General features: G+C 63.6%; 15 protein-coding genes. 14 read left to right on the forward strand and 1 reads right to left on the reverse strand.

Annotation, left to right across the window (positions count from 1 at the left end; genetic code table 11):
• The first annotated feature begins 128 nt into the window (after window positions 1-128).
• The 14 genes from H5398_RS07120 to H5398_RS07185 all read left to right on the forward strand — a co-directional run bounded on the left by H5398_RS07120 (window position 129) and on the right by H5398_RS07185 (window position 23,975).
• Entirely contained in the window at window positions 129-758 is a 630-nt protein-coding gene (locus H5398_RS07120) for a hypothetical protein (protein ID WP_182799518.1), read from the forward strand.
• A gap of 392 nt (window positions 759-1,150) precedes the next feature.
• Window positions 1,151-2,134: an SNF2-related protein gene (locus tag H5398_RS07125; protein WP_182799519.1), complete on the forward strand. Its 984-nt coding sequence runs from the start codon at window positions 1,151-1,153 to the stop codon at window positions 2,132-2,134.
• Window positions 2,131-2,751, forward strand: a complete 621-nt coding sequence (locus tag H5398_RS07130) for a DUF1819 family protein (protein WP_182799520.1) — start codon at window positions 2,131-2,133, stop codon at window positions 2,749-2,751. Before H5398_RS07125 ends, H5398_RS07130 begins: the two co-directional genes overlap by 4 nt.
• A complete protein-coding gene (locus H5398_RS07135) occupies window positions 2,748-3,347 on the forward strand; it encodes a DUF1788 domain-containing protein (RefSeq protein ID WP_182799521.1) in 600 nt (199 codons plus the stop codon). Before H5398_RS07130 ends, H5398_RS07135 begins: the two co-directional genes overlap by 4 nt.
• Before the next feature lie 5 nt (window positions 3,348-3,352).
• Window positions 3,353-6,874 (forward strand): BREX system P-loop protein BrxC, encoded by a 3,522-nt coding sequence (gene brxC, locus H5398_RS07140; RefSeq protein WP_182799522.1) that lies wholly within the window; start codon window positions 3,353-3,355, stop codon window positions 6,872-6,874.
• Window positions 6,875-6,886: 12 nt separating this feature from the next.
• Window positions 6,887-10,393: a BREX-1 system adenine-specific DNA-methyltransferase PglX gene (pglX, locus tag H5398_RS07145; RefSeq protein ID WP_182799523.1), complete on the forward strand. Its 3,507-nt coding sequence runs from the start codon at window positions 6,887-6,889 to the stop codon at window positions 10,391-10,393.
• Window positions 10,386-10,571 carry a hypothetical protein gene (locus H5398_RS07150; protein ID WP_182799524.1) on the forward strand — a complete coding sequence of 62 codons (186 nt, stop codon included), beginning with the start codon at window positions 10,386-10,388 and terminating at the stop codon, window positions 10,569-10,571. The genes pglX and H5398_RS07150 overlap by 8 nt, the downstream gene beginning before the upstream one ends.
• Window positions 10,568-13,063 (forward strand): BREX-1 system phosphatase PglZ type A, encoded by a 2,496-nt coding sequence (gene pglZ, locus H5398_RS07155; RefSeq protein WP_182799525.1) that lies wholly within the window; start codon window positions 10,568-10,570, stop codon window positions 13,061-13,063. The genes H5398_RS07150 and pglZ overlap by 4 nt, the downstream gene beginning before the upstream one ends.
• A gap of 14 nt (window positions 13,064-13,077) precedes the next feature.
• Entirely contained in the window at window positions 13,078-15,195 is a 2,118-nt protein-coding gene (gene brxL / locus H5398_RS07160) for a BREX system Lon protease-like protein BrxL (protein WP_182799526.1), read from the forward strand.
• Window positions 15,192-17,045, forward strand: coding sequence for an ATP-dependent endonuclease (locus tag H5398_RS07165; RefSeq protein ID WP_182799527.1), 1,854 nt, complete (start codon window positions 15,192-15,194; stop codon window positions 17,043-17,045). Before brxL ends, H5398_RS07165 begins: the two co-directional genes overlap by 4 nt.
• Window positions 17,042-18,772, forward strand: coding sequence for a UvrD-helicase domain-containing protein (locus H5398_RS07170; protein ID WP_182799528.1), 1,731 nt, complete (start codon window positions 17,042-17,044; stop codon window positions 18,770-18,772). The genes H5398_RS07165 and H5398_RS07170 overlap by 4 nt, the downstream gene beginning before the upstream one ends.
• Entirely contained in the window at window positions 18,769-20,868 is a 2,100-nt protein-coding gene (locus H5398_RS07175; protein WP_182799529.1) for a GTPase domain-containing protein, read from the forward strand. The genes H5398_RS07170 and H5398_RS07175 overlap by 4 nt, the downstream gene beginning before the upstream one ends.
• On the forward strand, window positions 20,861-22,585 hold the full coding sequence (locus H5398_RS07180) for a GTPase domain-containing protein (protein ID WP_182799530.1): 1,725 nt from the start codon (window positions 20,861-20,863) through the stop codon (window positions 22,583-22,585). Before H5398_RS07175 ends, H5398_RS07180 begins: the two co-directional genes overlap by 8 nt.
• A gap of 61 nt (window positions 22,586-22,646) precedes the next feature.
• Window positions 22,647-23,975, forward strand: coding sequence for a 3'-5' exonuclease (locus H5398_RS07185; RefSeq protein ID WP_182799531.1), 1,329 nt, complete (start codon window positions 22,647-22,649; stop codon window positions 23,973-23,975).
• An 88-nt stretch (window positions 23,976-24,063) separates the two neighbouring features.
• On the opposite strand, the gene H5398_RS07190 is transcribed toward H5398_RS07185, so the two are convergent.
• The gene (locus H5398_RS07190; protein WP_182799532.1) at window positions 24,064-24,273 is read right to left on the reverse strand and encodes an isoprenylcysteine carboxylmethyltransferase family protein; all 210 of its coding nucleotides are present in this window, start codon (window positions 24,271-24,273) and stop codon (window positions 24,064-24,066) included.
• Window positions 24,274-24,449: the final 176 nt, after the last annotated feature.

Genomic DNA, 24,449 nt, shown 5'->3' on the forward strand with positions numbered 1-24,449 from the left:
CAACGGTGGGCGCGCTTCAGGTGGCCCCCCTCCTCCTCATGGCAGGCCCTGTCGAGGAGCTTACGTTGCACCAGGTCCGGGCATGTGGACACTTGACACAATACGTCGTTCTAGCGAATATATGTGCCATGGAGTTGACGGTCGCACAGATCGCGGAACAGCACGGACGCTCGGACAGGTTCGTGCAGCAAGCAGTGCGCTCTGGGGATCTGGCCGCGCTGAGGACGGTGGGGCGCCTCGCGCTGGTCGACGACGTGGCAGTGATGGCATGGGTGCGCGCCTTGGCGCGGGGCCGGCGTTGGAGCTCCGACGTGCGCGAGGCCGCCATTGACCTTCTCTCGAACGGTCGCACGGAGAGGCTGTCGAGTTCCGAGAGGTCCAGGCTCCGCTCGCGACTCAGGGAAATGTCGGTTGTGGAGATCGCGCACGCAGCCGACGGACTCGGCGGAGGGTGGGCGCGCTACCGGGTGGCGCACGTTCCCGACCTCCTCAGGGTCGGTCCTTCGGCTGCGGACATGACGACGCTGGGCGTCGTCCCGGGAGAGGGTTGGATGACGTTCGTGGAAACCGACGACTTGGACCGGCTGGAGCAGGGACACGACGTGATCCTCGATGCTGACGGGAACCTGGGCGTCGTGGAACGCCCAGTCACCACCCCGCGCCCCGCCAGGTTGCTTCTGGACAGTTATCTGTTGGGCGACGTCAGGGTGTCGGCTGCTGCGGCGAACGAGTTGGAGCAGCGGGCTCATGATCTCTGACGTCTTTGAGCGCCTGGACGAGATCGCAAGCGCTCTGCCCCCGGAGCGGTGGATGCTCGTGGGTGGACTCATGGTTCACGCTCACGCGCTTTCCCGCCACCGCCCGGCGGGTCACTTGCAGGATTGCGTCCTCATTGGGGTCGACACGCCGCCGGACGAGAGTGATGGAGCCGTTCTCGATCTCCAGGGCGGTGATGTGCGACGGGTAGACGCAGCTGCCGGAGTACAATGACCATCTTGACGGTCACCACCGACAGTGTGTCCCCGGGGCCAGAAGAGGCCTCAACGGGCGGCGCCAACGCCGTGCGCCTGACCGTCGCCGACATCCGATGGGGCATTGCGGCAGGAGCGCGCCCCGCGTGACCAGGCCGACCGATAGGCTCCATCCCACGATGAGTAGCACGAACACCTTCGCACCCGGCAACGTCGTCGTGGTGCGCGACGAGGACTGGCTGATCACGTCAGTGGACGAGTCGTCCGACGGGCCCGTCCTCAACGCCCAGGGCCTGTCCGATCTGGTCCGCGGCCAGGACGCCGTCTTCTACCCCTCGCTGGACCGGATCAAGCTCAACGACCCCCGCGACACTCAAGTCCGCGCAGACGACTCACCCAAGTACCGCCGTTCCCGCCTCTGGGTGGAGTCCACGCTCCGCAAGACCGCCGTCCCCCTGAGCGACGACTCCCTCACCGTCTCGCCCCGCATGCTCGCTCGTCAGCTCGGCTACCAGCACAAAGCCGTCGCGAAGGCTCTTGACCCCGCGACACTGCGGCCCCGCATCCTTCTCGCCGACGCCGTCGGCCTCGGCAAGACGCTCGAGATCGGCATGATCCTCTCGGAGCTCATCCGCCGCGGCCGAGGGGAGCGGATCCTTGTCGTCACCCCGCGACACGTGCTGGAGCAGATGCAGCATGAGATGTGGAGCCGCTTCGCCATCCCGTTCGTGCGCCTCGACTCCCAGGGCGTGGCCCGCGTCAAGCAGAAGCTGCCCGCCAACCGCAACCCGTTCTCCTACTTCCGCCGCGTCATCATCTCCATCGACACGCTGAAGCAGGAGCGCTTCGTCCACGACCTGCGCCGCCACCACTGGGACGCCGTCGTCATCGACGAGTCGCACAACGTCACCAACACCGCCACCCTCAACAACCGCCTGGCCAGCATCCTCGCCCCGCAGGCCGGCGGGCTGCGACCGCGACAGTTCGAGCGAGGGCGGTGTGTGGGAGGACAACATCGTCGAGGATCGTGTGGCTTGAATCGGTGCCTCGGCGTCACCCAGGTGATCCCTTCGAGGCACAGCGTCGGAGCCGTGGCCAACGGTTTGTCACTGCTGCCTCGTACGCTGTTCTACTGCCCAAGACCGAAAGGAGGCACCAGATGAGCAACACGTCCCAGAAGCACGACCGATACGCGCTGTCCTTCACCAGCGGTGCCCTCCTGACTCGGGAGGCGGTCATCGCTGCGCCGCTGTTCCTTGAGGTTCGTGACTGGAACGCGGTCCGCGATCGCCTCCGTGCAGAGAACCTGCTCCAGGCTCGAACGGCATCATCGGGGTTTCGGCTGGCACGAGAGGTCGTACAGCGCTTGGCGGTGCTCACGGACGCCCAGCTGGACCTGCTGCAAGACGCCAGCCCCAGTGAACGCGGGCACCTGATGTGGGTCGCGGCATGTCGACGCTACGCGCTCATCGGCGACTTCGCCGAGGAAGTGGTGCGGGAACGGTTCCTGCTGCTCACGCCCACGCTTGGCTACGACGACTTCGACAGCTTCGTTCGAGGGAAGGCGCTGTGGCATCCGGAGCTCGCTGAGGTGAAGGACTCGACGTTGCAGAAGCTCCGCTCAACCGTGTTCCGGATGCTGACCGAGGCTGGCCTGCTCACCGGCGGTGAGATCGTCCACGCGCCCCTGTCCGAGCGGGTCCGAGACGCGCTGGACGCGCAGGTACCCAGCGATGTGCGGTTCCTCCCGACTCGCGACAGCAAGGAGGGCACGCTGTGACATTGAATGAACTCACTCATGAGGAGGAGCACCTGTTCGCGGTGCTTAGCGGCGATCGCTTCTTGAAGATGGAGGGTCTCTCGAACGAGGTCCCGTTCTTCATCTACCCCTACGAGCCCGAGCACGCCCTCGAAGTGGCGAAGGCGAAGAAACGGGTCAAGAACCGGCTGGCGAGCAGAGGCATCGAGGTTCGAGAGATCAACCTCTACGACCTGTCGGTGGAGGTTCTCAAGGAGCGCGGCGATTGGGACGAAGTACTTGAAGTCGAGTCCGAGCTGGACAAGGCCGAGTTCACCGAGATGCTGCAGTCCATGCTCAACCCGCAGCAGCGCCTCGCTCCTGCCATTAGAGCGAAGCTCGCTGACGGCGGATTCGACATCGTGTTCCTGACCGGGATCGGCGAAGTCTTCCCCTACATCCGTTCCCACAATGTGCTCAACAACTTGCAGAGCGTCGTGGTGGGCCGACCGATGCTCATGTTCTTCCCCGGCCGCTATGAGCAGTCCGACACCCTCGGCTCGTCACTGGTGCTGTTCGGCAGGTTGAAGGACGACCAGTACTACCGCGCCAAGAACATTCTGGAACAGGAACCGTGACCCTCATGCAACTCACTGAGATTTTCGCCAAGGACGTCCAGCGGCCCATCGAGGGCGTCATCAAGGCCGATGACGTTGCGCACCTGGGCACCGAGGTCGACGAGTACGTCCTGACCAACGAGGCAGCCAAGGGGCTGGAGCAGCTGCTTGAGGCGTACACGAACTACACCAACGCGAACGGTGTGTGGATTTCGGGCTTCTTCGGCTCCGGTAAGTCGCACCTGTTGAAGATGCTCGCGCACCTCTTGGGTGACGTGGAGGGCGGCGACTTCCCGCGCGGCCGCGTCTCGGCGAGTTTCTGCGCCAAGGCGACGGACGCCTTCTTGCCACCGCTGCTCGACAAGGCCGACCGCATCCCGGCGAAGAGCCTGCTGTTCAACATCGACCAGAAGGCGACCCTGATCAGCAAGGATCAAACCGACGCCCTGCTGCGTGTATTCGTGAAGGTCTTCGACGAGTCCCGCGGCTTCTACGGCGACCAAGGCCACATCGCCCGGTTCGAACGGCAGCTCGACGACGAGGGCCAGTTGGACGCGTTCAAGGACGCCTTCCGTGCGGTGTCCGGTCGCGAATGGGGGGAGCGCCGGCCGAGCTTCGGGCTCCCAACGGTTCGCCGCCAGGTCAACGAGGCATACGCCCAGATCACCGGCCTGGACGCATCGACCGCTCCCGACATCCTGAAGACCTATCAGGACACCTACTCGGTGTCGATCGAGGACTTCGCCGATGAGGTCCGCGCGTGGCTGGACAAGCAGCCAGCAGGCTACCGACTGAACTTCTTCGTCGATGAGGTCGGGCAGTTCATCGGCTCCAACACGCATCTGATGCTGAACCTTCAGACGATCGCCGAGTCGCTGAACACGAAGTGCGGCGGGCGGGCCTGGGTGTTCGTGACTTCACAGGAGGACATGGACAGGGTTGTCGGAGACCGCACCAAGCAGCAAGGCAACGACTTCTCGAAGATTCAGGCCCGGTTCAAGACCCGCGTCAAGCTCACCTCCGCCGACGTGGAAGAGGTCATCCGCAAGCGACTGCTGGAGAAGAACAACAAGGGCGGCCAGGTACTCGAAGCCGTCTACGCGCAGGAGTCAGCGAACTTCAAGACACTCTTCGACTTCGTCGATGGCGCCAAGACCTACCGCAATTTCACCGACGAGGCCCACTTCGTTGGCACCTACCCGTTCGTGAGTTACCAGTTCCCTCTGTTCCAGGCCGCGATCGGGGGCATCTCCGACCACAACGTGTTCGAGGGCCGCAACAGCTCTGTCGGTGAACGCTCCATGCTGGGTGTCGTCCAGCAGGTCGCCAAGGACATCGGTGACGTCGAGATCGGCACGCTGGCCACATTCGACAGCATGTTCGCTGGCATCCGCGCCTCGCTGAAGTCCGCAGCACAGCGCTCCATCGACCGGGCCGAGCGCGACCTCCCCGACAGCGGCTCACCGGTCACCAAGCTCGCGGTGCGGCTGCTCAAAGCGCTGTTTCTGGTGAAATATGTTGAGAGCTTCCAGGCCACCCCGCGCAACCTGACTGTGTTGGTCTACAACCGGTTCGGGCTGGACCTGCCGGCGCTGTCCAAGCAGGTTCAGGAGGCGCTGACGCTGCTGGAGACGCAGACCTATGTGCAGCGCAACGGCAACGTGTACGAGTACCTGACCAACGAAGAGCAGGTGATCGAGGAAGAGATCAAGAACGTCGAGATCGACTCCTCCGAGGTTTCGACCCGGCTCAACAAGATTCTCTTCGGCGATGTCGTCAAGACATCGAAGCTCCGCTACGCCAAGAACGGGCAGGACTTCGCGTTTGGGTACAAGCTCGACGACCAGGCCTTTGGCCAGCAGCGCGAACTCTCGCTGCACTTCATCACCCCCGAGTACCCCTACGGTCCGGAGGAGATTCGGATGCACTCGGCGGGCAAAGACGAGCTGCGCGTGATACTCGCCCCCGATGACCGGGTGCTGGCCGACCTGCGGCTGCTGATCAAGACCGAGAAGTACACCAAGCGCAAGCAGACCAGCTCACTGTCCCCGACCGAGGAGCAGATTCTGCGAGCCAAGGCGACCCAGAACGCGGAGCGGGAGAAGGAGCTGGTCGAGCGCATCCGCCGCGCCGTCGGACGCGCCGATCTCGTCATCAACGCCGCAGACCTGCCGGCGGGGTCGCAGGACGCAATCACCCGGATCACTGACGGGTTCCAAGACCTCATCGCGCGGACTTACACGCAGCTGAGCCTCCTTGGCGGACGCACCTACTCCGAGCAGCAGGTCGCCGGATTCGCGAACCCTGATCAGTCCGCGATGATTGACGACTCCTCGATCCACGCGCTCGCCGCACCGGCCGACGAGCTGCTGTCGTACCTGCTGCAGCGTGACCGGCTCGGTGAGCAGGTCACGGTCAAGAAGATCGTCGATCACTTCCAGGCCAAGCCCTACGGCTGGGACCTCGCCTCCATCGAATGCGTCACAGCCTGGCTCGTCGGCACCTCGAAGATCATCCTCACTGTCGACTCCAACATCCTGAAGCGCAGCGAGGTCGCTGCCGCGCTGCGCAACACGCAGAAGCACTCCCACGCCGTCATCGCTCCGCAGAGGACCTTCGATCAGCGCAAGGTCGCGGCACTGCGCGCGTTCTGCACGGACTTCTTCGACGAGCCCACCGCGCCGAAGGACCCCCTCGAACTGGCCCGGCACGCCAGCGAACGCCTCCGCGCCAAGCTCGACGAGCTCAAGGCACGAGTCAGCGGCTCGAAGTACCCCTTCGTTTCTCAGCTCGACGCTCCGATCTCGCTGCTGGAGTCCGTCGCTGGTAGGCCGGACGACTGGTACCTGACCGAATTCGCCATCGCCGCCGATCTGCTCGACGCGAAAACCGACAATATCGACCCCATCCAGGCATTCCTCGGCGGCGCCCAGCGGAAGATTTTCGACGAGGCAACCGAGCTGGTTGCCGGCAACGCCAGCAATCTCAACTACCTCCCCTCCGGCAGCAGCCAAGACGTGGCGCAACTCCTCGCCGACCCGCAGGCCTTCCGTGGCAATCGCATGACCAAGCTCAAGGCTGCCGCGGTCGAGCTCCAGTCCCGTATCGACGATGCGCTTGTCGCCAACCGCGATGAAGCACTGTTGGAGATCGACTCCCGTTGGGCGCCCCTCCAGACCAGCACGATCTATCTGGACGCCACCGACGACGCCCAGCACAGCGTGAGCCAGAAGGTCAGCGCGATCCTCGACCGAATTCGCAGCGAGAGCCAGATCGCCATCGTCCGCGAGATCGCGAACACCTTCGAGGAACGCACATACCCGGCAATCCTCGACCAACTCGCCGCGTCGCCCCGCACCAGCAGCGCGGACGACAACGACGAGCCAACCCCTGCCCAACCCACCAAGCAGACCGTCTCGGTCAAGAGCATCAGCGCCACCGGTATCCACGGCGTTCTGGAGACCGAGGAGGACGTCGATCGCTACCTCGACGCGCTGCGTGGGGCACTGGTCCAGGCCCTCAACGACGACAAGCGCATCGCGCTGTAGGAGACAACACGTATGGAAACCGCACCGCTGAAGAGCTTCGCCACCTGGGCCAGGCGCGAACTCATCACCCAGGTCAGCGCCCGACTGACCGCCGTGCTCGCCCCAGCCTCATCGGAGCGGGTCGAGAAACCGCGTGCCGTCACCATGCTCGAACGCGACATCGCAGCTGCCGGCGGCGGAGCTAAGGGCAAGGACGCGGTCGCCGACAAGGTCGCCTACACCTGGTTCAACCGCATCATCGCGCTGCGTTTCATGGACGCCAACGGCTACACCGGCGTCGGCGTTGTCTCACCCGCTCATGGCCAGCAGACCGGACAACCAGAGGTACTCGCCGACGCCAAGCGCGGCAACATCGACCCCGCCGTTGTTAGCAACAAGCGCACCCTTGACACGATCATCGGACTCCTGGACGGCACCCGTCCCAGCGCAGACGCCCAAAGCGAGGCGTACACACTTCTGCTCGCGGAGTACTGCCGCTATTGGAACCGCTCCATGCCGTTCATGTTCGAGCGTGAAGGCGATTACACCGAACTCCTCATCCCCGCGAACCTCCTCGCCGCGGACTCCATCCTCACCCGGGCCGCTGCGGTGCTCACTCAGGAGGTCTCCCGGGATGTCGAGGTGATCGGCTGGCTGTACCAGTTCTACATCTCTGAGCGGAAAAGTGAAGTCTTCGCAGAGTTCAAGAAAGGGAAGAAGGCTGGCGCTACCGAGATTCCCGCCGCGACCCAGCTGTTTACCCCGCACTGGATCGTCCGCTACCTCGTCGAGAACTCCCTCGGCCGCCTCTGGATGCTCAACCACCCCTCCTCCCGGCTCGCCGACCAGATGGACTACTACATCGCACCAGTCGACGAAGAGACCGACTTCCTCAAGATCTGCAGCCCCGAGGAGTTGAAGGTCATCGACCCGGCCTGCGGCTCCGGCCACATGCTTACCTACGCCTTCGACCTGCTCTACGCGATCTACGAGGAAGAGGGCTACGCCCCATCTGAGATTCCTGAGTCGATCCTCACTCACAACCTCTACGGCACTGAGATCGACCCGCGCGCAGGGGCACTGGCAGCCTTCGCACTCACTATGAAGTCTCGCGCTAGACAGCGCACGTTCTTCGGCAAGCGGGTCGAGCCCAACATCTGCGTCATCGACCCGATCTCGTTCAGCCCTGACGAGTTGGACTACCTCGTCACCCCGGATGGCGATCGGTCCGCAGAGGGACAGTTCTGGAACCAGTTCACCGAGGCCGACTCGCTCGGGTCACTCATCAAGCCCGATCGCGATCTGACCGTCCGGCTCGCCGAACACCTCGCGACGCTCAACGACGAGGGAGACATCCTCCGCGCCGACGCCCTCGACTGGGCAGCTAGCGTTATTCGCCAGGCGGAGTTCTTGGCATCACGGTACAGCGTGGTGGTCGCGAATCCGCCCTACATGGGGTCACGGAACTCCTCGCCGACGCTCAGTGAGTTCGCAGCCCAATCGTTTCCGGACACCCGGATGGACCTCTACGCTATGTTCATCGAGCGCGGCCTGGGCCTTACTGTCCACAATGGTCTGACAGCGATGGTCACAATGGAGTCCTGGATGTTCATCCGCTCCTTCGAATCGCTCCGGCAGTCGATCCTCTCCAATGCTCGTTTGCTCGTGATGGCGCATCTCGGTCCGCGGGCGTTCGACAGCATTGCTGGGGAGGTTGTAGGAACGACCGCGTTCGTTATCGAAAGGTCACCGGAGAACCCAGAGAGGCAGGCGCGCTTTGTCCGCGCGGTCGGCCCCAAGTCCGAGGCGGCGAAGGCGAAGGTACTTCGAGAAGTTGCCAGCGGAGCAGAATTCTCCGATGTCTACGACAGGACGCCGAGCGCGTTTGTTGGAGTGAATGGCGCCCCGCTGGCTTATTGGCTACCTGAGCAGGTCCTTGCAGCGATGGTCGAGTCTCGCCAGATGCACGACGTCGTGTCGTTTCCAACCTCACCACACAAGACGGGAGACAACGGGACCTACGTGCGGCGCTGGTGGGAGGTTTCGGCCCATGACCTCGGTCCAAGGAGCCGCTGGGTGCCCTACGCCAAGGGTGGAGGGGCTCGACGCTGGTTTGGCCTGATGTATGACGTGGTGGATTGGTCGGCCTCGGCGCTTCGCTACTACAGCGAGAACTCCAGTTCCAGCCACATGAAGCGTAACCCGGACGCGCCGCTCGGCGTTACCTACTCAATGTTGACCTCTGGGACCAACACTTTCAGGGTGCTGCCAGAAGGTGCCGCGTTCGATATGGGCGGGCCAGGATTCTTCTCTCATCGCCTTTCTCTCGCCCAGACGTTGGCTGTCGTTAACAGCGACATGACCCGACTAGTTCTGGACGCACTCAACCCCACACTCAATCTGCAGGTCCGTGAGGTGAAGCAGATACCGGTCCCTGACTTCGGCAAAGATGAGGAGAGCCACCTTGACCGGCTCGCGGTTGAGGCAATTGCCATCGCTGAAGAAGATTGGAATTCGCACGAGTGCTCGATTGGGTTCCTCGTTTCACCGCTAGTCGCACTTGGTGACGGCCGCGTGCGCCAGGCTGCCGAGAGTTACTACCGTGGAAACGTAGAAGCTACGGAACGTCTGGCCGAAGTTGAGAGGTCCGTCGACAGGTTGATGTGGTCGGCTGCGGGCGTCCCCGTAGAGGAGCGTGGCGGCGAGGCCGCCCGCGCGATCTTGTTTGCCAACGCTGAACTGGAGCACGGCCCTGGAAAGAGTTCGGGAGAATACCAGTCCCTTACATCGGCCGAGGCAGTTGCGGACCTGGTGTCGTACGCGGTCGGATGCATGTTCGGGCGCTACAGTCTCGACGAGCCGGGCTTGATCCTCGCCGACCAAGGTGCGACGGTGCAGGACTACCTCGCGAAGGTGCCGACACCGACGTTCGTCCCAGATGCGGACAATGTCCTTCCGATCGTCGATGGTGACTGGTTCGAGGATGACATCGTGGCGCGGTTCCGCCAGTTCTTGCGCGCGGCCTTCGGGGAGCAGCACTTCGAGGAGAACCTTCGGTTCGTTGAGGAGTCGCTTGGCGTTAAGTCTCTGCGGGAGTACTTCATCACTCGCGCCGGTCGGTCGAAGTTCTACGACGACCACGTGCAGCGGTACAAGAAGCGTCCGATCTACTGGCTGTTCTCCAGTCCGAAAGGGTCGTTCAACGCGCTGATCTACATGCACCGCTACACGCCCTCCACGGTCTCGACGGTTCTGAACGAGTACCTCCGTGAGTTCGAGTCGAAGCTGGAGGCGAACCTTCAGCACCAGGAGCGTCTCGCCGCCGGGCGCGGCACGCCTCGCGAGAAGGCTGCGGCGCTAAAAGAGTCTGATCGGCTCCGTAAGGTGCTACTGGAGCTGGGCGAGTACGAGCACGATGTGCTCTACCCGTTGGCATCGCAGCAGATCGCGATCGACCTCGATGACGGGGTGAGGGCCAACTATCCGAAGCTCTACCCGGCCCTCAAGAAGATCACAGGGTTGGAGTCTGCCGATGAGTGAGACCGAGCGGACGCCAGGTGGCAGGCAGAGTGTCGTCTCACTGGCACGACAGTCCCTCGCTGGGGCCGGCTACGCAGAGTTCGATGGTAAGCGCAAGCGCCAGGAAGCGCTCAAAGCTGATGCCGCCGACCTTGAGACTCTGCGAGCGATCGAGCGAAAGCTGGAGGGCGACGAGTGAGTTCACTTAGCGCGGTCCTCCCGCACCTGGAGCAGCGGTTCGAGTCGCAGCGGCTCGTCTTCTGGCATGACGCCGACGGCGAGTACGCCTCCGAGCTCGACGCCCTGGACATCGCCGGTGTCACCACGTTGCGGGTGGAGAACAACGAGTACGCGGTGAAGAACCGCGTGCTCCATGATGAGCCGACCGGCAATTTTCTCATCTACCGCGGAGCCCCCGTGCCGCCCGGTATCGGGAACTGGCTTCTCGATCTTGAACTGGCGTATGGGGTATTCACCGCCGACCGGACGACGCTGGTGCGTCAGGGGCTCGGCCTCACCGGCAGCGGGATCGACGCGGTGATCCGGGACCATGAGAAGTTCTTCCGTGCCGCGAAGCGGGTTCAGAGCCTCAGGGCACTGCTCACGGCCGAAGATGACGCGGACCGGCTGCGCGCCAAGATGTGCGCGGTGCTGCTTGGTCAGCGCGAACACAGCATGCTGGAACTCACGCGCGCCCTGCTGACCGAGAACGCGCGCGACGACCGCGACAAGTACGAGGCCCTGGCCGAGCAGGGACTCGACAGTTTCCATTGGGCCGGCGTCGCCAAGATTTACGGCTACGAGGCGAGCGAACCCAGCGTCGATGACTTCGTGCTGTGGATATTCCGCCAGGCGATCAACGGGTTCGCGTCGGACACCCCTGCCGCCCTGCGCAACATCCAGCTCGACTTCGCGAGCCTGCGCAACGACCGCCGCAGCGCTGACGCCCTTGCCATGCTGGCACGGCGGGCCTCGGAGAGCCTGGATTACGCCAGCAGCATCGAAGACGCCGAACTCTCTGAACTCGTCGGGAACGATCTTTTCGAGGACGTAGAGCGCAAGGTCATCAGCACCCTCGCTCGCGCCATCGTCGAGCGGACGATGAGTGCGCGCGAGGTGTTCGAGACCATCCGTGCTCGCCAAAGCAGCATCTGGGTTGATAGTTATCGGGAACTGTATGCGGCGCTCGGCGCGGCCTCCGACGTGCTGAGTGAACTCGCGACCGAGAAGTTCGAGATTACCTCGTTCGACGAGGGTCTTGACCGGTACCGCAATAGTTGGTTCCGCATCGACCAGCTCTACCGGCAGTTCCACTTCGCCGCCCGCACGACCGAGTACGCCGGCCCGCTCGAAGTTCTCCGGGTCGAGGTGGAGAAGCACTACGCGAACCGGTTCCTCTACGAACTCGGCACCACCTGGCAGCAGCAGGTCGACGCGGTGGATAACTGGCGGTCGGTGACGCTGCGTCCGCAGACGAGGTTCTTCGCCGATCACGTCGAGCCGATCATCCGGAAGGGCAACCGGAAGGCCGTCGTCATCATCTCTGACGCTCTGCGCTACGAGGTCGCCGACGAGCTTCGCTCACGCATCCGCCAAGAAGACCGGTTCGACGCAACGCTCGAAGCGGTGCTCGGCGTCCTCCCGAGCTACACCCAACTCGGCATGGCCGCCCTCCTGCCGCACAAGAAGCTGGGCCACTCCCACGGTGGGGACCCGGTGCTCGTCGACGGCCAGCGTTCCGACGGAACAGGGAACCGCAATAAGGTGCTTGCTCTGGTAGATGGGTTCGCGATCCAGGCAGAGGAAGTCCTCTCCATGCCGCGCGCCGAGCTGCGGGAGCTATATGGCGCGCATCAGGTGCTGTACGTGTACCACGACCGGATCGACGCAGTGGGTGACAAAGCCCGCACCGAACGCCAGGTGTTCGAGGCCGCCAATGACGCTCTGCGCGATCTGGTCGACCTCATCAAACGTCTGACCAACGCGAACGCGACGAACATCCTCGTGACCGCCGACCACGGCTTCCTCTACCAAGACACCGCGCTCGCCGATGCGTTCTACCTTTCCACCAAGCCCCAGGGCGACGACCTCGTGGTGACGAACCGCCGATACGTACTGGGGCGAGGCCTCAAGGACGATCCCGCATTCCGAAAGTTCCAGCCTGAACAGCTCGGGCTCAGCAGCGATCTGGAAGTGCAGATTCCCAAGTCAATCCACCGGCTCAAGCTGCCCGGCGCAGGCTCACGGTTCGTCCACGGCGGCGCCTCACTCCAGGAGGTCGTCGTGCCGGTGCTGACGGTCAACAAGAAGCGTAAGAGCGATACTCGTCTGGTCAACGTGGAGGTCTTGCCGGAGACCGACAAGATCACCACGGGTCAACTTGTCGTGAAACTCTTCCAGTCCGAGCCCGTCAGCGAAAAGGTGCAGCCGCGCACGCTTCGGGCAGGCATTTACGTCGGTGAGACGTTGATCTCGAACCAGTCCGAGCTGATCTTCGACCAGCCGTCCGACGACAAGCGCGACCGCTACCAGAGCGCACGGATGCTGCTCAGCCAGGACGCGAACGAGTTCAACAACCGCTCCGTCGAGTTCCGCCTCGAAGAGCAGATACCCAACACCACCCAGTGGCGCGTCTACCAGCGGGCTCAGTACTTGCTCAAGCGCTCGTTCACGTCGGACTTCGATTTCTAGGGGAAGCAGCAGCCATGACCGATACCGAGAACCCGAGCGCCGAGACGAGCACGCCGCAGCAGAGCGACCTCGACTACAAGATCAACCTGCTGTTCGGCGGGTCCGTCGTCCGCAAAGACCTCGTGAAGGCCGTCAAGGGCAACGCGATCGTCCCCTCCTACGTTCTGGAGTACCTGCTCGGCCAGTACGCCGCGTCCGATGACGAAGCGACGATCCAGGCCGGCATCGACGCGGTGCGCAAGATTCTTGCGGACCACTACGTGCACCGCAACGAGTCGGAACTGGTGAAGTCCACCATCCGAGAGAAGGGCCGGCACCGGATCATCGACAAGGTCACGGTGACGCTGAACGACAAGCAGGACGTGTACCAGGCGTCGTTCGCCAACCTCGGGCTGGGCGGCGTGATCGTCGAACCGGCAACGGTGAAGGCGAACCCGAAGCTGCTCGTCGGCGGCGTGTGGTGCATCTGCGACATCGAGTACTTCCACAGCGATGACACCAGGGTCGTGCCGTGGATTCTGGGGAGCCTGAAGCCGATCCAGATGTCGAACTTCGACTACGAGGGCTACCTCGCCTCGCGGGAAGGCTTCAACACTGAGGAGTGGATCGACCTGCTGATCCAGTCCATCGGGTTCAACCCCGAGATGTTCGGACGGCGGGCCAAGTTGCTGCAGCTCGTCCGGCTCATCCCGTTCGTCGAGCGCAACTACAACCTCGTCGAGCTAGGCCCGAAGGGCACCGGCAAGTCCCACATTTACTCCGAGTTCTCACCCCACGGCATGTTGATCTCCGGCGGTGAGGTCACTGTCCCGAAGCTCTTCGTCAACAACGCCAACGGACGCATCGGCCTGGTCGGATACTGGGACGTCGTCGCGTTCGACGAGTTCGCCGGCAAGAAGAAGCGCACCGACAAGGCACTCGTCGACATCATGAAGAACTACATGGCAAACAAGACGTTCTCCCGTGGCGTCGAGACTCTCGGAGCCGAGGCGTCGATGGTCTTCGTCGGCAATACCTCGCATAACGTGCCCTACATGCTCAAGCACTCCGATCTGTTCGACGAGCTACCCGAGAGCTATCACGACTCCGCCTTCCTCGACCGGCTCCACTTCTATATTCCCGGCTGGGAGGTCGACACGATCCGCAGCGAGATGTTCTCCTCAGGCTATGGCTTCGTCGTCGACTACATCGCCGAAGTGCTGCGATTCATGCGCAACACCGACTACTCCGACCGCTACCAGCAGCACTTCACCCTCGGCTCCGACATCTCCACGCGCGACCGCGACGGCATCCACAAGACCTTCTCCGGCCTGATGAAACTCATCTACCCCAACGGCCAGGCGACACCGGAAGAGATCGAGGAGCTACTCCGGTTCGCCATCGAGGGACGCAAACGCGTCAAGGACCAGATCCTGCGGATCGACACCACGATGGCCGCCGTCAACTTCGGCTACACCGACAAGGCAGGCACCTGGCACGGAGTCACCGCGCTGGAAGAGGATGAGTACCCCGACTACTACCAGGCACGACGCATCGAGACCGAACCAGGCACCGAGCCGTCCGTCCCCTCCGAGCTGGCGGGCGAGGAGGCCGGAGTTCCGGCCCCGCCGGCGGTCGACGTAGCGCCTCAACTGTTCGAGGGCCACCGCGAATTCCAGGAGAACCAGCGTGGGGTCTCCTACGAGACGCTGCTCATGCCGTACCTGCGCAGCGCGACTGAGATCACCATCGTCGATCCCTACATCCGCCTGCCGCACCAAGGACGCAACCTCGTCGACCTACTCGCACTGCTGGCAGCGAGCAAAGACCCCGCCGACGAGATCGCAGTAAAGCTTGTGACCAAGGAAGACCGCGGCGAATACGCGCAGCAGCACCTCCTCATGCTCAAGGACATACAGGACAGCGCCGCCACCGTCGGCATCCAGTTCACCGTCACCTGGGACGAGACCATTCACGACCGGTCGATCCGCACCGACCATGGGTGGAAACTCCTCCTCGGACGGGGCCTCGACATCTTCCAGAAGGGCTCCGGTAGCCAATTCGACCTCCGCTCCCGCCGCCAGGAGTTCCGCCAGGTCTTCGCGTTCGGCATCACCTACATCCTTGAGACCGCAGCTGAGGCGAACAGATGAAAGTTCGCCAGCTGGAAATCGAGAACTTCCGCGGTGTCTGCTTAGGCAAGGTTGTCTTCGCAGACAACACTCTGTTGGTTGGTGGGAACAACGTCGGCAAGTCAACCGTGTGCGAGGCTCTTGACCTCGTCCTCGGGCCAGAGCGCACGAGTCGACGCCCAGTTGTGGACGAGCACGACTTCCACAGAAGCACATACTTAGACGCTGACAAGACGGCCATCCCGATCGTCATTCGCGCAGTCGTTGTTGACCTGCCCGACGAAGCACGCCGAAGGTTCGGAGGGCACCTCCGACGGTGGAACGACACGGATCGGAGCTTCGTCGATGATCTGGAGAACGGCGCGGAGCACGCTGACGACGAGGGCGTAACCTGGGCGCTTCCAGTCTCCTTCCGCGCGCGATATGACGCCGTCGAGGACGACTTTGAAGCTGATACGTTCTTTGAGCATCCGCTTCCGGAACTTGACGAGCTTGATGACGAAGAGGCGAGTTCACTCGGCGGAGGACGCGATCGTTTCACCAGGGCTCACAAGCGGCTCTGCGGGTTCGTGTATCTCCGCGCTCTGCGCACTGGATCGCGAGCGCTTGGCCTCCAGCGCGGTTCACTCCTCGACACGGTCCTCCGGCTGAGCGAGGAGGGTTCTGCCGAGATGTGGATGGAAACGCTTCGGCAGATGCGCGACCTCGACCCAGCGATCGGTGCAATCCCAGACCTAGAGTCACTCCTCACTCAGATTCGCGAACGAGCAGGCGGTTTCGTTCGGCTGGCAGGCAACGATGACGCCACGGCCTTCTTTGCCTCGGACCTCACCCGTGAGCACCTTCGGGAAGTCGTGAGGCTGTTCGTAGCGACGGGGCCAAGTGATCACGCCGTCCCCTTCACGCGACAAGGGACCGGTACCGTCAACCTCTTGGTCTTCGCGTTGCTCACGATGATCGCTGACTTGAAAGAGCGACAGTCCGTCATCTTCGCGATGGAAGAGCCCGAGATCGCGCTCCCTCCACACACTCAGCGCCGAGTAGCGCGGTTCGTGAAGAGGGAAATGGGGCAGGCCATCGTGACGTCGCACTCGCCGTACGTCATTGAGCAGTTCGAACCGAACGAGATCATCATGCTCAGTCATGAATCCGGCGGCGACGTGGAGGGCATGCCCATCAATCCAGCCGGCATCAAGCTGAAGAGCTATCGCAGCCAACGTCGCCAATTCTCCGAAGCGATCCTGAGCCGAGGCGTCCTCGTCGTCGAGGGCGAGACCGAAGCATCCATTCTCCCGATCGCAGCAGCAGTCTTGGAGAAGTCGAGCGCTGACTATGTTCACCCAGACCTTGCCGGCGTCACCATCTTCACCGCGAACGGCGACGGCGATGTGCCCCGATGGGCACCGATCCTCCGAGCTCTTGGCAAGGTCCCATTCGGAATGGTCGACAAGCAGACCACACCGTACACCGGGGGAAATGCCGTGTCACTCAAGTCCTTCGAGGAGTTCTGGGAGTCGCCGGTCGAAGGCATCGAAGAACTGATCGTCTCCGAGGTACCGACCGCGGTGCTGCGGCGCTTCATGGACAAGGCCGTTCAGCTGCCTGATTTCCCGGCACATCAAGCGAAGTACGACTCTTCGATCACGGACGCCGACCTCCCCGAGATCGCGCTGAAGACTCTGGAAGCGCGCAAGGGCGATGCCTACGGCTACGCCGCGTTGCTCATCGAAGGCTGTCAGAGCCGGGATGACCTGCCGGAGTTCCTGGTTGCTGCACTCGAACGGATCAACGAAGTCCTTACACCAGCAGCTACTCCCACTGACGCGCATGGACAACCAGTTGACGATGAGGCTGCCGACGGGGACGAATGAACATCAGTCTCTCCGACGTTGGCCTGTCCGCACTTGAGGCGGACGGGACCGTGCTCGTCACCGGCGGCCCTGGATCGGGGAAGACTACTCTCGCACTCCTCAAAGCTCAGCGGCAGATCGCCGCGCTGGAGGGCGGTCAAGAGCTCCTCTTCCTGAGCTTCTCGCGAGCTGCCGTTCGACAGGTGCTTCTGAGATGCAAGGACATCCTCACCGCCAAGGAGCGCAAGCAGATCGCAGTGAGGACATATCACGCCTTCTGCATGGACATCCTCAGGAGTCACGGTCGTCTTCTCAACGGGAGGCATCCAACCATCCTGTTCCCTGGCCCCGAACGGCTCGCCAAGGCAAAGCATGAGGGCGATTGGGCGATAGAAGTGCAGCGACTGGCTGTTGAGGATGGGAAATACGCCTTCTCCACCTTCGCCGATCGCGCTGCCGACCTCCTCGCCCGCTCGTCGAGCGTTCGCGAGCTGATCTCAGAGATGTACCCGATCGTCATCCTCGACGAGTTTCAGGACACCGACGACGCGCAGTGGGCATTGGTGCAGCAACTCGCGCTCAACAGCACTCTGGTAACACTCGCGGATCCCGACCAACGGATTTTCGACTATCAGGCGGACATCGATCCACGTCGGCTGGACCAGTACCGTGCAACGTTCACCCCGAAAGAGTTCGATTTCGGCGGAGCCAATCACCGCAGTCCCAACGCGAGCATCTTGTCCTTTGCGGATGCAGTCATGGCGAACGAGACGCTGCCGACCACGAGCGATGTGAAGCAACTCTCCACGTACCCAAGGAATCACGAAGCCTCGGTACATGCTGCCGTCACGTGGATGCTGTCGCAGCTCAGAAAGGCGGGAATCGAACATCCAAGCGTCGCTGTTCTCGGTCGGTCGAATGGCTACGTCAGCGACATCTCGCTCATGCTTGGCAAGGAGCACACGTGCAACCAGCACCTGCTGAAGCCGCTGGAACATCACGTCGTGTGGGACGCGGAGTTGACGGCCGCGGCTGCCCAAGTTGTGGCTTCGATCCTTGAGTGGCCCCTCCACGACGTCACATCGGCGGCGGCTACCACTCTCGACTGCATTGCGGACTTCTACGATATGAAGAACGCGGAGCACCCAAGCAATTCTGCTCAGAACATCGCCGCCAGTTACCGCGCGGCAGCGTCGAACGTCAGGGCAGGGAAGGAACCTCGATCAGGAGCCGCGAAGGCAGTGAAGCGCGCCTGCGAGGCTGGCCTCGCATTCCGCGGCGATGCAATCGCCGACTGGCTCACTGCGCGCGCGGTTCTGGAATCTAGCGACAAACTCGCTGAACTGCTCACGGCCGCGCGGTTCGTAAGGCTCTTCAGAGCAACCGACGAGATCGGCGGGCGGTTAGCAGCACAGTGGGCTGAAACCGGAGCTTACCAAGGTGCCCGAATCATCGTGCAACGCGCACTCAATCTGGGAAAGCTGCTGGCGACCGAGACCGAGCCTCGTGGCGTTGTGCTGATGACCTTGCACAAGTCCAAGGGCAAGGAGTTCGATGGCGTCGTCATCGTTGAGGGCCAGTACGCCGGGGCGTTCTTCAATGAGAAGCGGGAAAGACCTCCCTTCGCTGCGACTCGCCGCCTTCTCCGCGTCGGGATCACCCGAGCACGTCACCAGGTCGTACTCGTCCGCCCAAGTACCGCGCCACCTCTAACGCTTCCTCCTGGGACTGAAGGCTCGGCAGCATGAAGGCGCGACACGACTGGAGTCCCGAGGCGCGTGATCAGTTCTTCGGCCCTGAACCGACGAGCGATGATCCGCTGCCCGCGCACTCCGAGGCAGTTGCATGTTGCCGCTCGGTTCTGCGCGAAGCTCACCGCGGGAGCGTTCGTGCCCTGAGAAGCCACGAGACCACCGCATACCTCCTTGACTTCGTGGAAGCCGCTGCCATCGCGGACACCACTACAGCCGGTCGACCGATGCGAGTGGTTCTCATGGGTCGCACGATGGCCGGCAAGAGCACACTTCTGGCGGCACTCACCGGCGGGTCTGCGGAGAGAATCGGTGTCGGAGCTCAGCGCACCTCCCGCGATGTGTTCGCAGCTCCCGCCCTCGATCTTCAGGAAGTCGAGATCGTGGACACGCCCGGTGTTGGAGCCAAGGATGGAGCTGAGGACGTCGCCCTTGCGATGGCAGAAGTTCCAGGTGCCGACTTGGTGTTGTGGGTCGCCAGCAACGACTCCTTCCAGGAAGAGACGGCTCAGGCGCTCCGTGCCGTGGCGTTCCGAGGCAAGCCCGTCGTGGTCGCCTTGAACTGCCGCGCACGCCTCTTCGATGAACTCGATCGTGAGGACTTCCTGGATGATCCCGCGTCCGTGTTCGACCAGCACCAAGGACACTTCGAGACGATCCGCGCTCACCTCTCGGCCGCAGGAGTCCAACCTTTGGCCGAGGTGATGCTGCATGCCGAAGCGGCGCGGCAAGCTCGAACCGATGAAGAGTTCGGCTCTGGCCTCAAGAGCGCGAGTAGGATCCAGCATCTTCTAGGCACACTTGAGCAGGAATCGCGGGTCCACCGAATCGCTCGCCGGGTGCTTCGGGCCACTGACGAGGTGCGCGTTCAAGCTCAGATGCTGAGCGAAGTCCTAGCCGACAGCGAGCAGCAGATTCGGGACCTCGTGCGTGTTGCGCGAGGACTCCGAAAGGACCAGCAACTCCGCGCCGCACGGCTAGTGGACGCCTGCCAGCAGCGCGTGGAAGACGATACGGTCCGCATGATTGGCCAGCGGCACGGATGGCACCAGACCATCGCCGACTTCGGTCCGCAGGTGGCGGGGAAGTGGGAAGAAGAACAGGACTCGCTCATCGCTGAGCTCGATCAGGCTTTGACCTCGCACCTCAACGAACTCTCACGGGCCATCGCCGAGGCAAACAGCGCCGCCGAGCAGGAGTGGTCAACGGCCACTCTGGCCGCTCCCCGGATCGAAGGACTGCGGGACTTCCGCGGCCTCTGGAAGCGACGCGCTGCGGGTGCGGTAGTCGGTGCTGGCGGGGCGCTCGCCGCGGCCCTGCTGGGCGCGAAAGTAGGAGCCCTCGCCGGAGGCGCATTTGGAGGGCCGATCGGAGCCGGTGTCGGGTTGATCGTGGGAGGGGTCGGCACCGCCCTGGTCAGCCCGCTTCGAAAGAAGGTGCAGTCCCTATTCAAGGGGAAGGGCAGAATCCTTGAAGAAAACCGAGAACTGCTGCGCGTTGAAATCGGCAACGTCCTGGAGGAGATGGAGCGCCAGGCTCGTACCCAGACCGACACCATCATCGGACGTATCCGCGCCGATCTGTCCTCAACCGCAGAGCAACGGGCTGAGGCGGAGGTAGCTGTGCTTGATGTAGCCGAGCTCCTAGCAGGTCAACAGAAGCTCATCAGCGCCGCCACAGCAGCACTCGATCACGACACGGCCGTCTGCCTCCTCCAGGTCGACGGACGGCCGCGTCTGGCCGCGTCTGTCGAGCGGGTCACGAGACTCGCCGGCGTGTGCATCGCGGTCGAGGTGACTGAGCAATCCTTCGCGGAATCCTGGCTCTTCCCGCCCTCGTCACCCGAGGTCATGACGTTCGGGCGACCACCGTCTCCCGAGATACCCGGCGCGCGCGCTGCTTCATATGTACTCGGCCTGACCGAGCAAGTGCCGAAGGTGTTGCGCGCGCACACTGACCGCACCTCCGTCACGATCGATGCCCTCGTGCCCGAACCCGTCCTAGCTGCGTGGTCGGCAACACTCTCGGACCATCTGGGTACCCAGATCACAATCGCTCGCCCCAACTCGCTAGGAGTCCCCCGGAATGAATGACCTGCTATTTCACGCTGCCCCTGCAGCCGTACGCGACCTCTCCCAACGCCTGACGGAGCTGCTCGGCCAGCTTCCCTCAGACGAGCGGTCGAAGCTCCTTGGCCTCCTCGTCGTTGACGAACACGAACGTCCGCGGATGGTTCTCACCGGGCAATACAGCAGCGGGAAATCGACTCTCATCAAGGCGCTTACCGACGAAGCGGCCGAGGTTGTCATCGACTCCGCAGTCGCGACCGACCAGGTCCAGGTGTTCGACTGGGACGGACTGGTCGACCTCGTTGACACACCTGGTGTGCAAGCGGGCTTGTCAGAACACGACCGCCTGGCCGAAGAGGCGCTCCGTACCGCCGACCTGGTCCTGTTCGCTGTCACCGTCGATCTCTTCGATGACAGATCGGTCGAGCACCTGCGGCACATCACCGAAGACCTGCGGAAGGCGCCGCAGCTCCTGGTAGTCATCACCAAGAGCCGCACGCTTCACGCCGCAGACGGTGTACGCGAAGCTGCGGTCCGAGCAGCACTCGGCACATTTGCGGATCAGGTGCCTTGGGCCGAGTGCGATGCCAAGACTTACCTTGATGGCCTCCACGAGAACGATCGGCTTCGCGCTACCCGCCGTATCGAGGCATCCGGCATGACGGAAGTGACAGACACGATCAACCAAATCGCCCGAGAGCGTGGGGAACTGGCCCGTTTCCGCGTTCCTCTTCAGCAGATCGCGTTGGCCGCTGGCGAAGCGTTGGCCGCGCTAACCGATGACCCAGATGAGGAGGCGGTCCTCACCGTGCTGGCACGGCAGCGTAGGGCACTGACGAATCGCCGTGGGCTTCTCGACTCGGCTCTCGACCGAGAGGCATCAGAGTTTCGTTCAGCATGCATCCGAGCTGTCGAGACACTGGCGGACACCGCCGAGTCCATCGAGGAGTCTGAGAACCCTGACTGGTCCAAGCTTGAAGCCGCCTCTGACACGCTGAACGCTCAGCTATCCGCGGCCAACCAGCGATTCACCGACGGAGTGCATGCCGTCGTGAGCTCGCAACTCGCGGACTTCACCTCCGAGGTGCGCGAGATTGAAGCCTCGCCATACGCTCACCAGTTGCGAGAGCTGGACGTTCAGGGCGTCATCGAGGCTCAGGAAATCCCGGCGGACAGAGGGCTCCTGCGAGATACGGGTCGCAAGCAGCGGCGAGTACCTGCCTGGGGGCCAAAGGCAGCAGAACACCTGAAGGGCTTCCAGAAGAGCTGGGGTGCTGGCGATGGCATCAAGCAAGCTGCCGGCAGCAGCGGTCATCAGATCGTCTACAAGGTGGGCAAGCTCGCGGGGTGGAAGTTCGAACCCTGGCAGGCCGTCCGCTGGGCGAACAACATCGGAAAGTTCGCCAAAGCCGGAGCTCTTGTCCTGCCAGTCGCGCTGGAGGCGTACGCAGTTGTCAGCGACGAGCGCCAGGAAGTGCGAGTCATGAAAGAGAAGCTCCGTCGACGTAACGCCCTGGTGGGCAGGGTCTTGGCGCAGTGCGACGACATCTCACGGTCGGCGCTTGCGCAAGTGCGGACGGAACTCGACTCAGAGTTCGATGCCGCTGTTCGTGAGATCGACAGCGTGACCGAATCGGTGCGCGCCAACCAGGCTCTCCGTAGCGACCTGAATCGAGGCATCGCCGTGGTCCGGGCGGAAGCGTTTGCGATGCTCGATAGGCTCGCGACACCAGCCCAGTGAGAGTAGATCGTCAAGGCTTGTCGGGGCGGCTTGCCGTCGAGACCCGGACGCGCCCATCGTCGTGACCACGTTCACCACCATCCTGGCCGCTGAACTTGCCCGTAGCCTCGAGCGCCTCGACCCCGACCTGCGCTTCGCCGACGCCCTCGGCGCGCCCGGCCTCCACGTCAAGGGCATCGACGCGCTGGCCCGGGCGGTGCTGCAGTCGGCGGGCGCGGACGTGAGCGAGGCCGTCGCGGCCGTGCTGGGCGTGGGGCGGACCGACATCGGGGGCCGGACCGACACCGACGCCGCGTGGCGCCAGGCCGTGCTGCGCGCCGGTGAGGACCTCGACCAGAAGCTGCGCAAGCCCGCGTTCCTGGCCGCCGAGTACGAGATGGTGATCCTGCCTCACCGCATCACGCAGCTGGCCGACTACCTCAAGGTGGCGAGGCCGGGCCGCGGGGTGCGGCTGTCGCGGGCGGGACGCAAGGCGGTGTGGGCCGTCGTCGAGGCCTACCGCGGCGCCGCCCGCGAGGCGGGGACGCTCGACTTCGCGGAGGCCGCCTCCATCGCCGCCGCCCACCTCGAGGCGACGGGGGAGCGGCCCGCCCGGCACGTGCTCGTCGACGAGGGGCAGGACTTCAAGCCCTGCCACTGGCAGCTGGTCCGGGCGCTGGCGGCCGAGGCGCCCAACGACATCTTCATCGCCGAGGACGCCCACCAGCGGATCTACGGTCAGAAGCTGATCCTCTCGGCGTACGGGATCCGGACCCAGGGCCGGTCGCGGGGGCTGAAGCTCAACTACCGCACCACGGCGCAGAACCTGGCGTGGGCCGTCGGGGTGCTGACCGGGCAGGAGGTCGTCGATTCCGACGGCGAGGCCGAGACCATGGCCGGCTATCTGTCGGCGCGCACAGGCCCGAAGCCGGAGGTGCGGTCGTTCCCGACGCTGACGGCGGAGCTGGACTTCGCGGCGGACCTCGTCGGCTCCTGGGTGGGCAGTGGGGACATTGCGTCGGAGACGGTCGCGGTGCTGGTGCGCGACCGGGTGACCCGCGACCGCGTCGTCGCCGGGCTGGGGGAGCGGGGCGTCGAGGTCCGAGCCCTGGAGGCGGGGACGGTGAAGCCCGGCTACCCGGTGGCGCTGACGATGCACCGGGCCAAGGGCACGGAGTTCGCGCGGGTGCTGCTGTTCGGGCTGAGCAAGGACTCGATGCCGATGGGGTTGAAGGCCTACGACTACGACGACGAGGAGCTCAGCGAGGCGCAGCTGCGGGAACGGTCGCTGCTGTACGTGGCGGCGTCGCGGGCCCGCGACGAGTTGGTGGTCACGTACAGCGGGTCGCCGTCGGGGCTGCTGCCGTCGGTGACCGGTGATGACGACGGCGAGCCACAGGGATCAGTGTGACGGCCGCCACCCGCGCCCCCACCCCACCGCCGAGAGCGGTCGTGGCCAAGAGTCGCCCTCATCCTCGCTTCGGGGATCGTGAGGGCACTCAAGGGATCAGGAAGGGGGTGTTGCGTTTGTACTGCAGGTACGCGTCGCCGAAGCGGGCCTCCAGTTCCTTCTCCTCGACCACCTTCACGTACAGCAGGAGCAGTCCTGCGAACAGGGCGACGAGCCCGATGGCCGCGACCGAACCGAGGTAGATGCTGAGTCCGAGATAGGCCGTGGCCTGCCACAACCAGCGTGACCCGACCTGCACGAGGGCTGTCGCTCAGCCCACCGCACGAATCTCCCCGTCTCGCGCTGCCTCATGGTCCGATTGTCTCCGTGACGGTGCTCCTGCGTGACGCCTCCGGCCGACCGGACGTAGCTGGGCTGAGCGCGTCAGATCGCCCGCAAGTCCACACTCGTCATGGCCCGAGAGTGGCTTGGTGC

The organism is Tessaracoccus sp. MC1679, assembly GCF_014164775.1.
In the GTDB taxonomy this organism is placed as follows: domain Bacteria; phylum Actinomycetota; class Actinomycetes; order Propionibacteriales; family Propionibacteriaceae; genus Arachnia.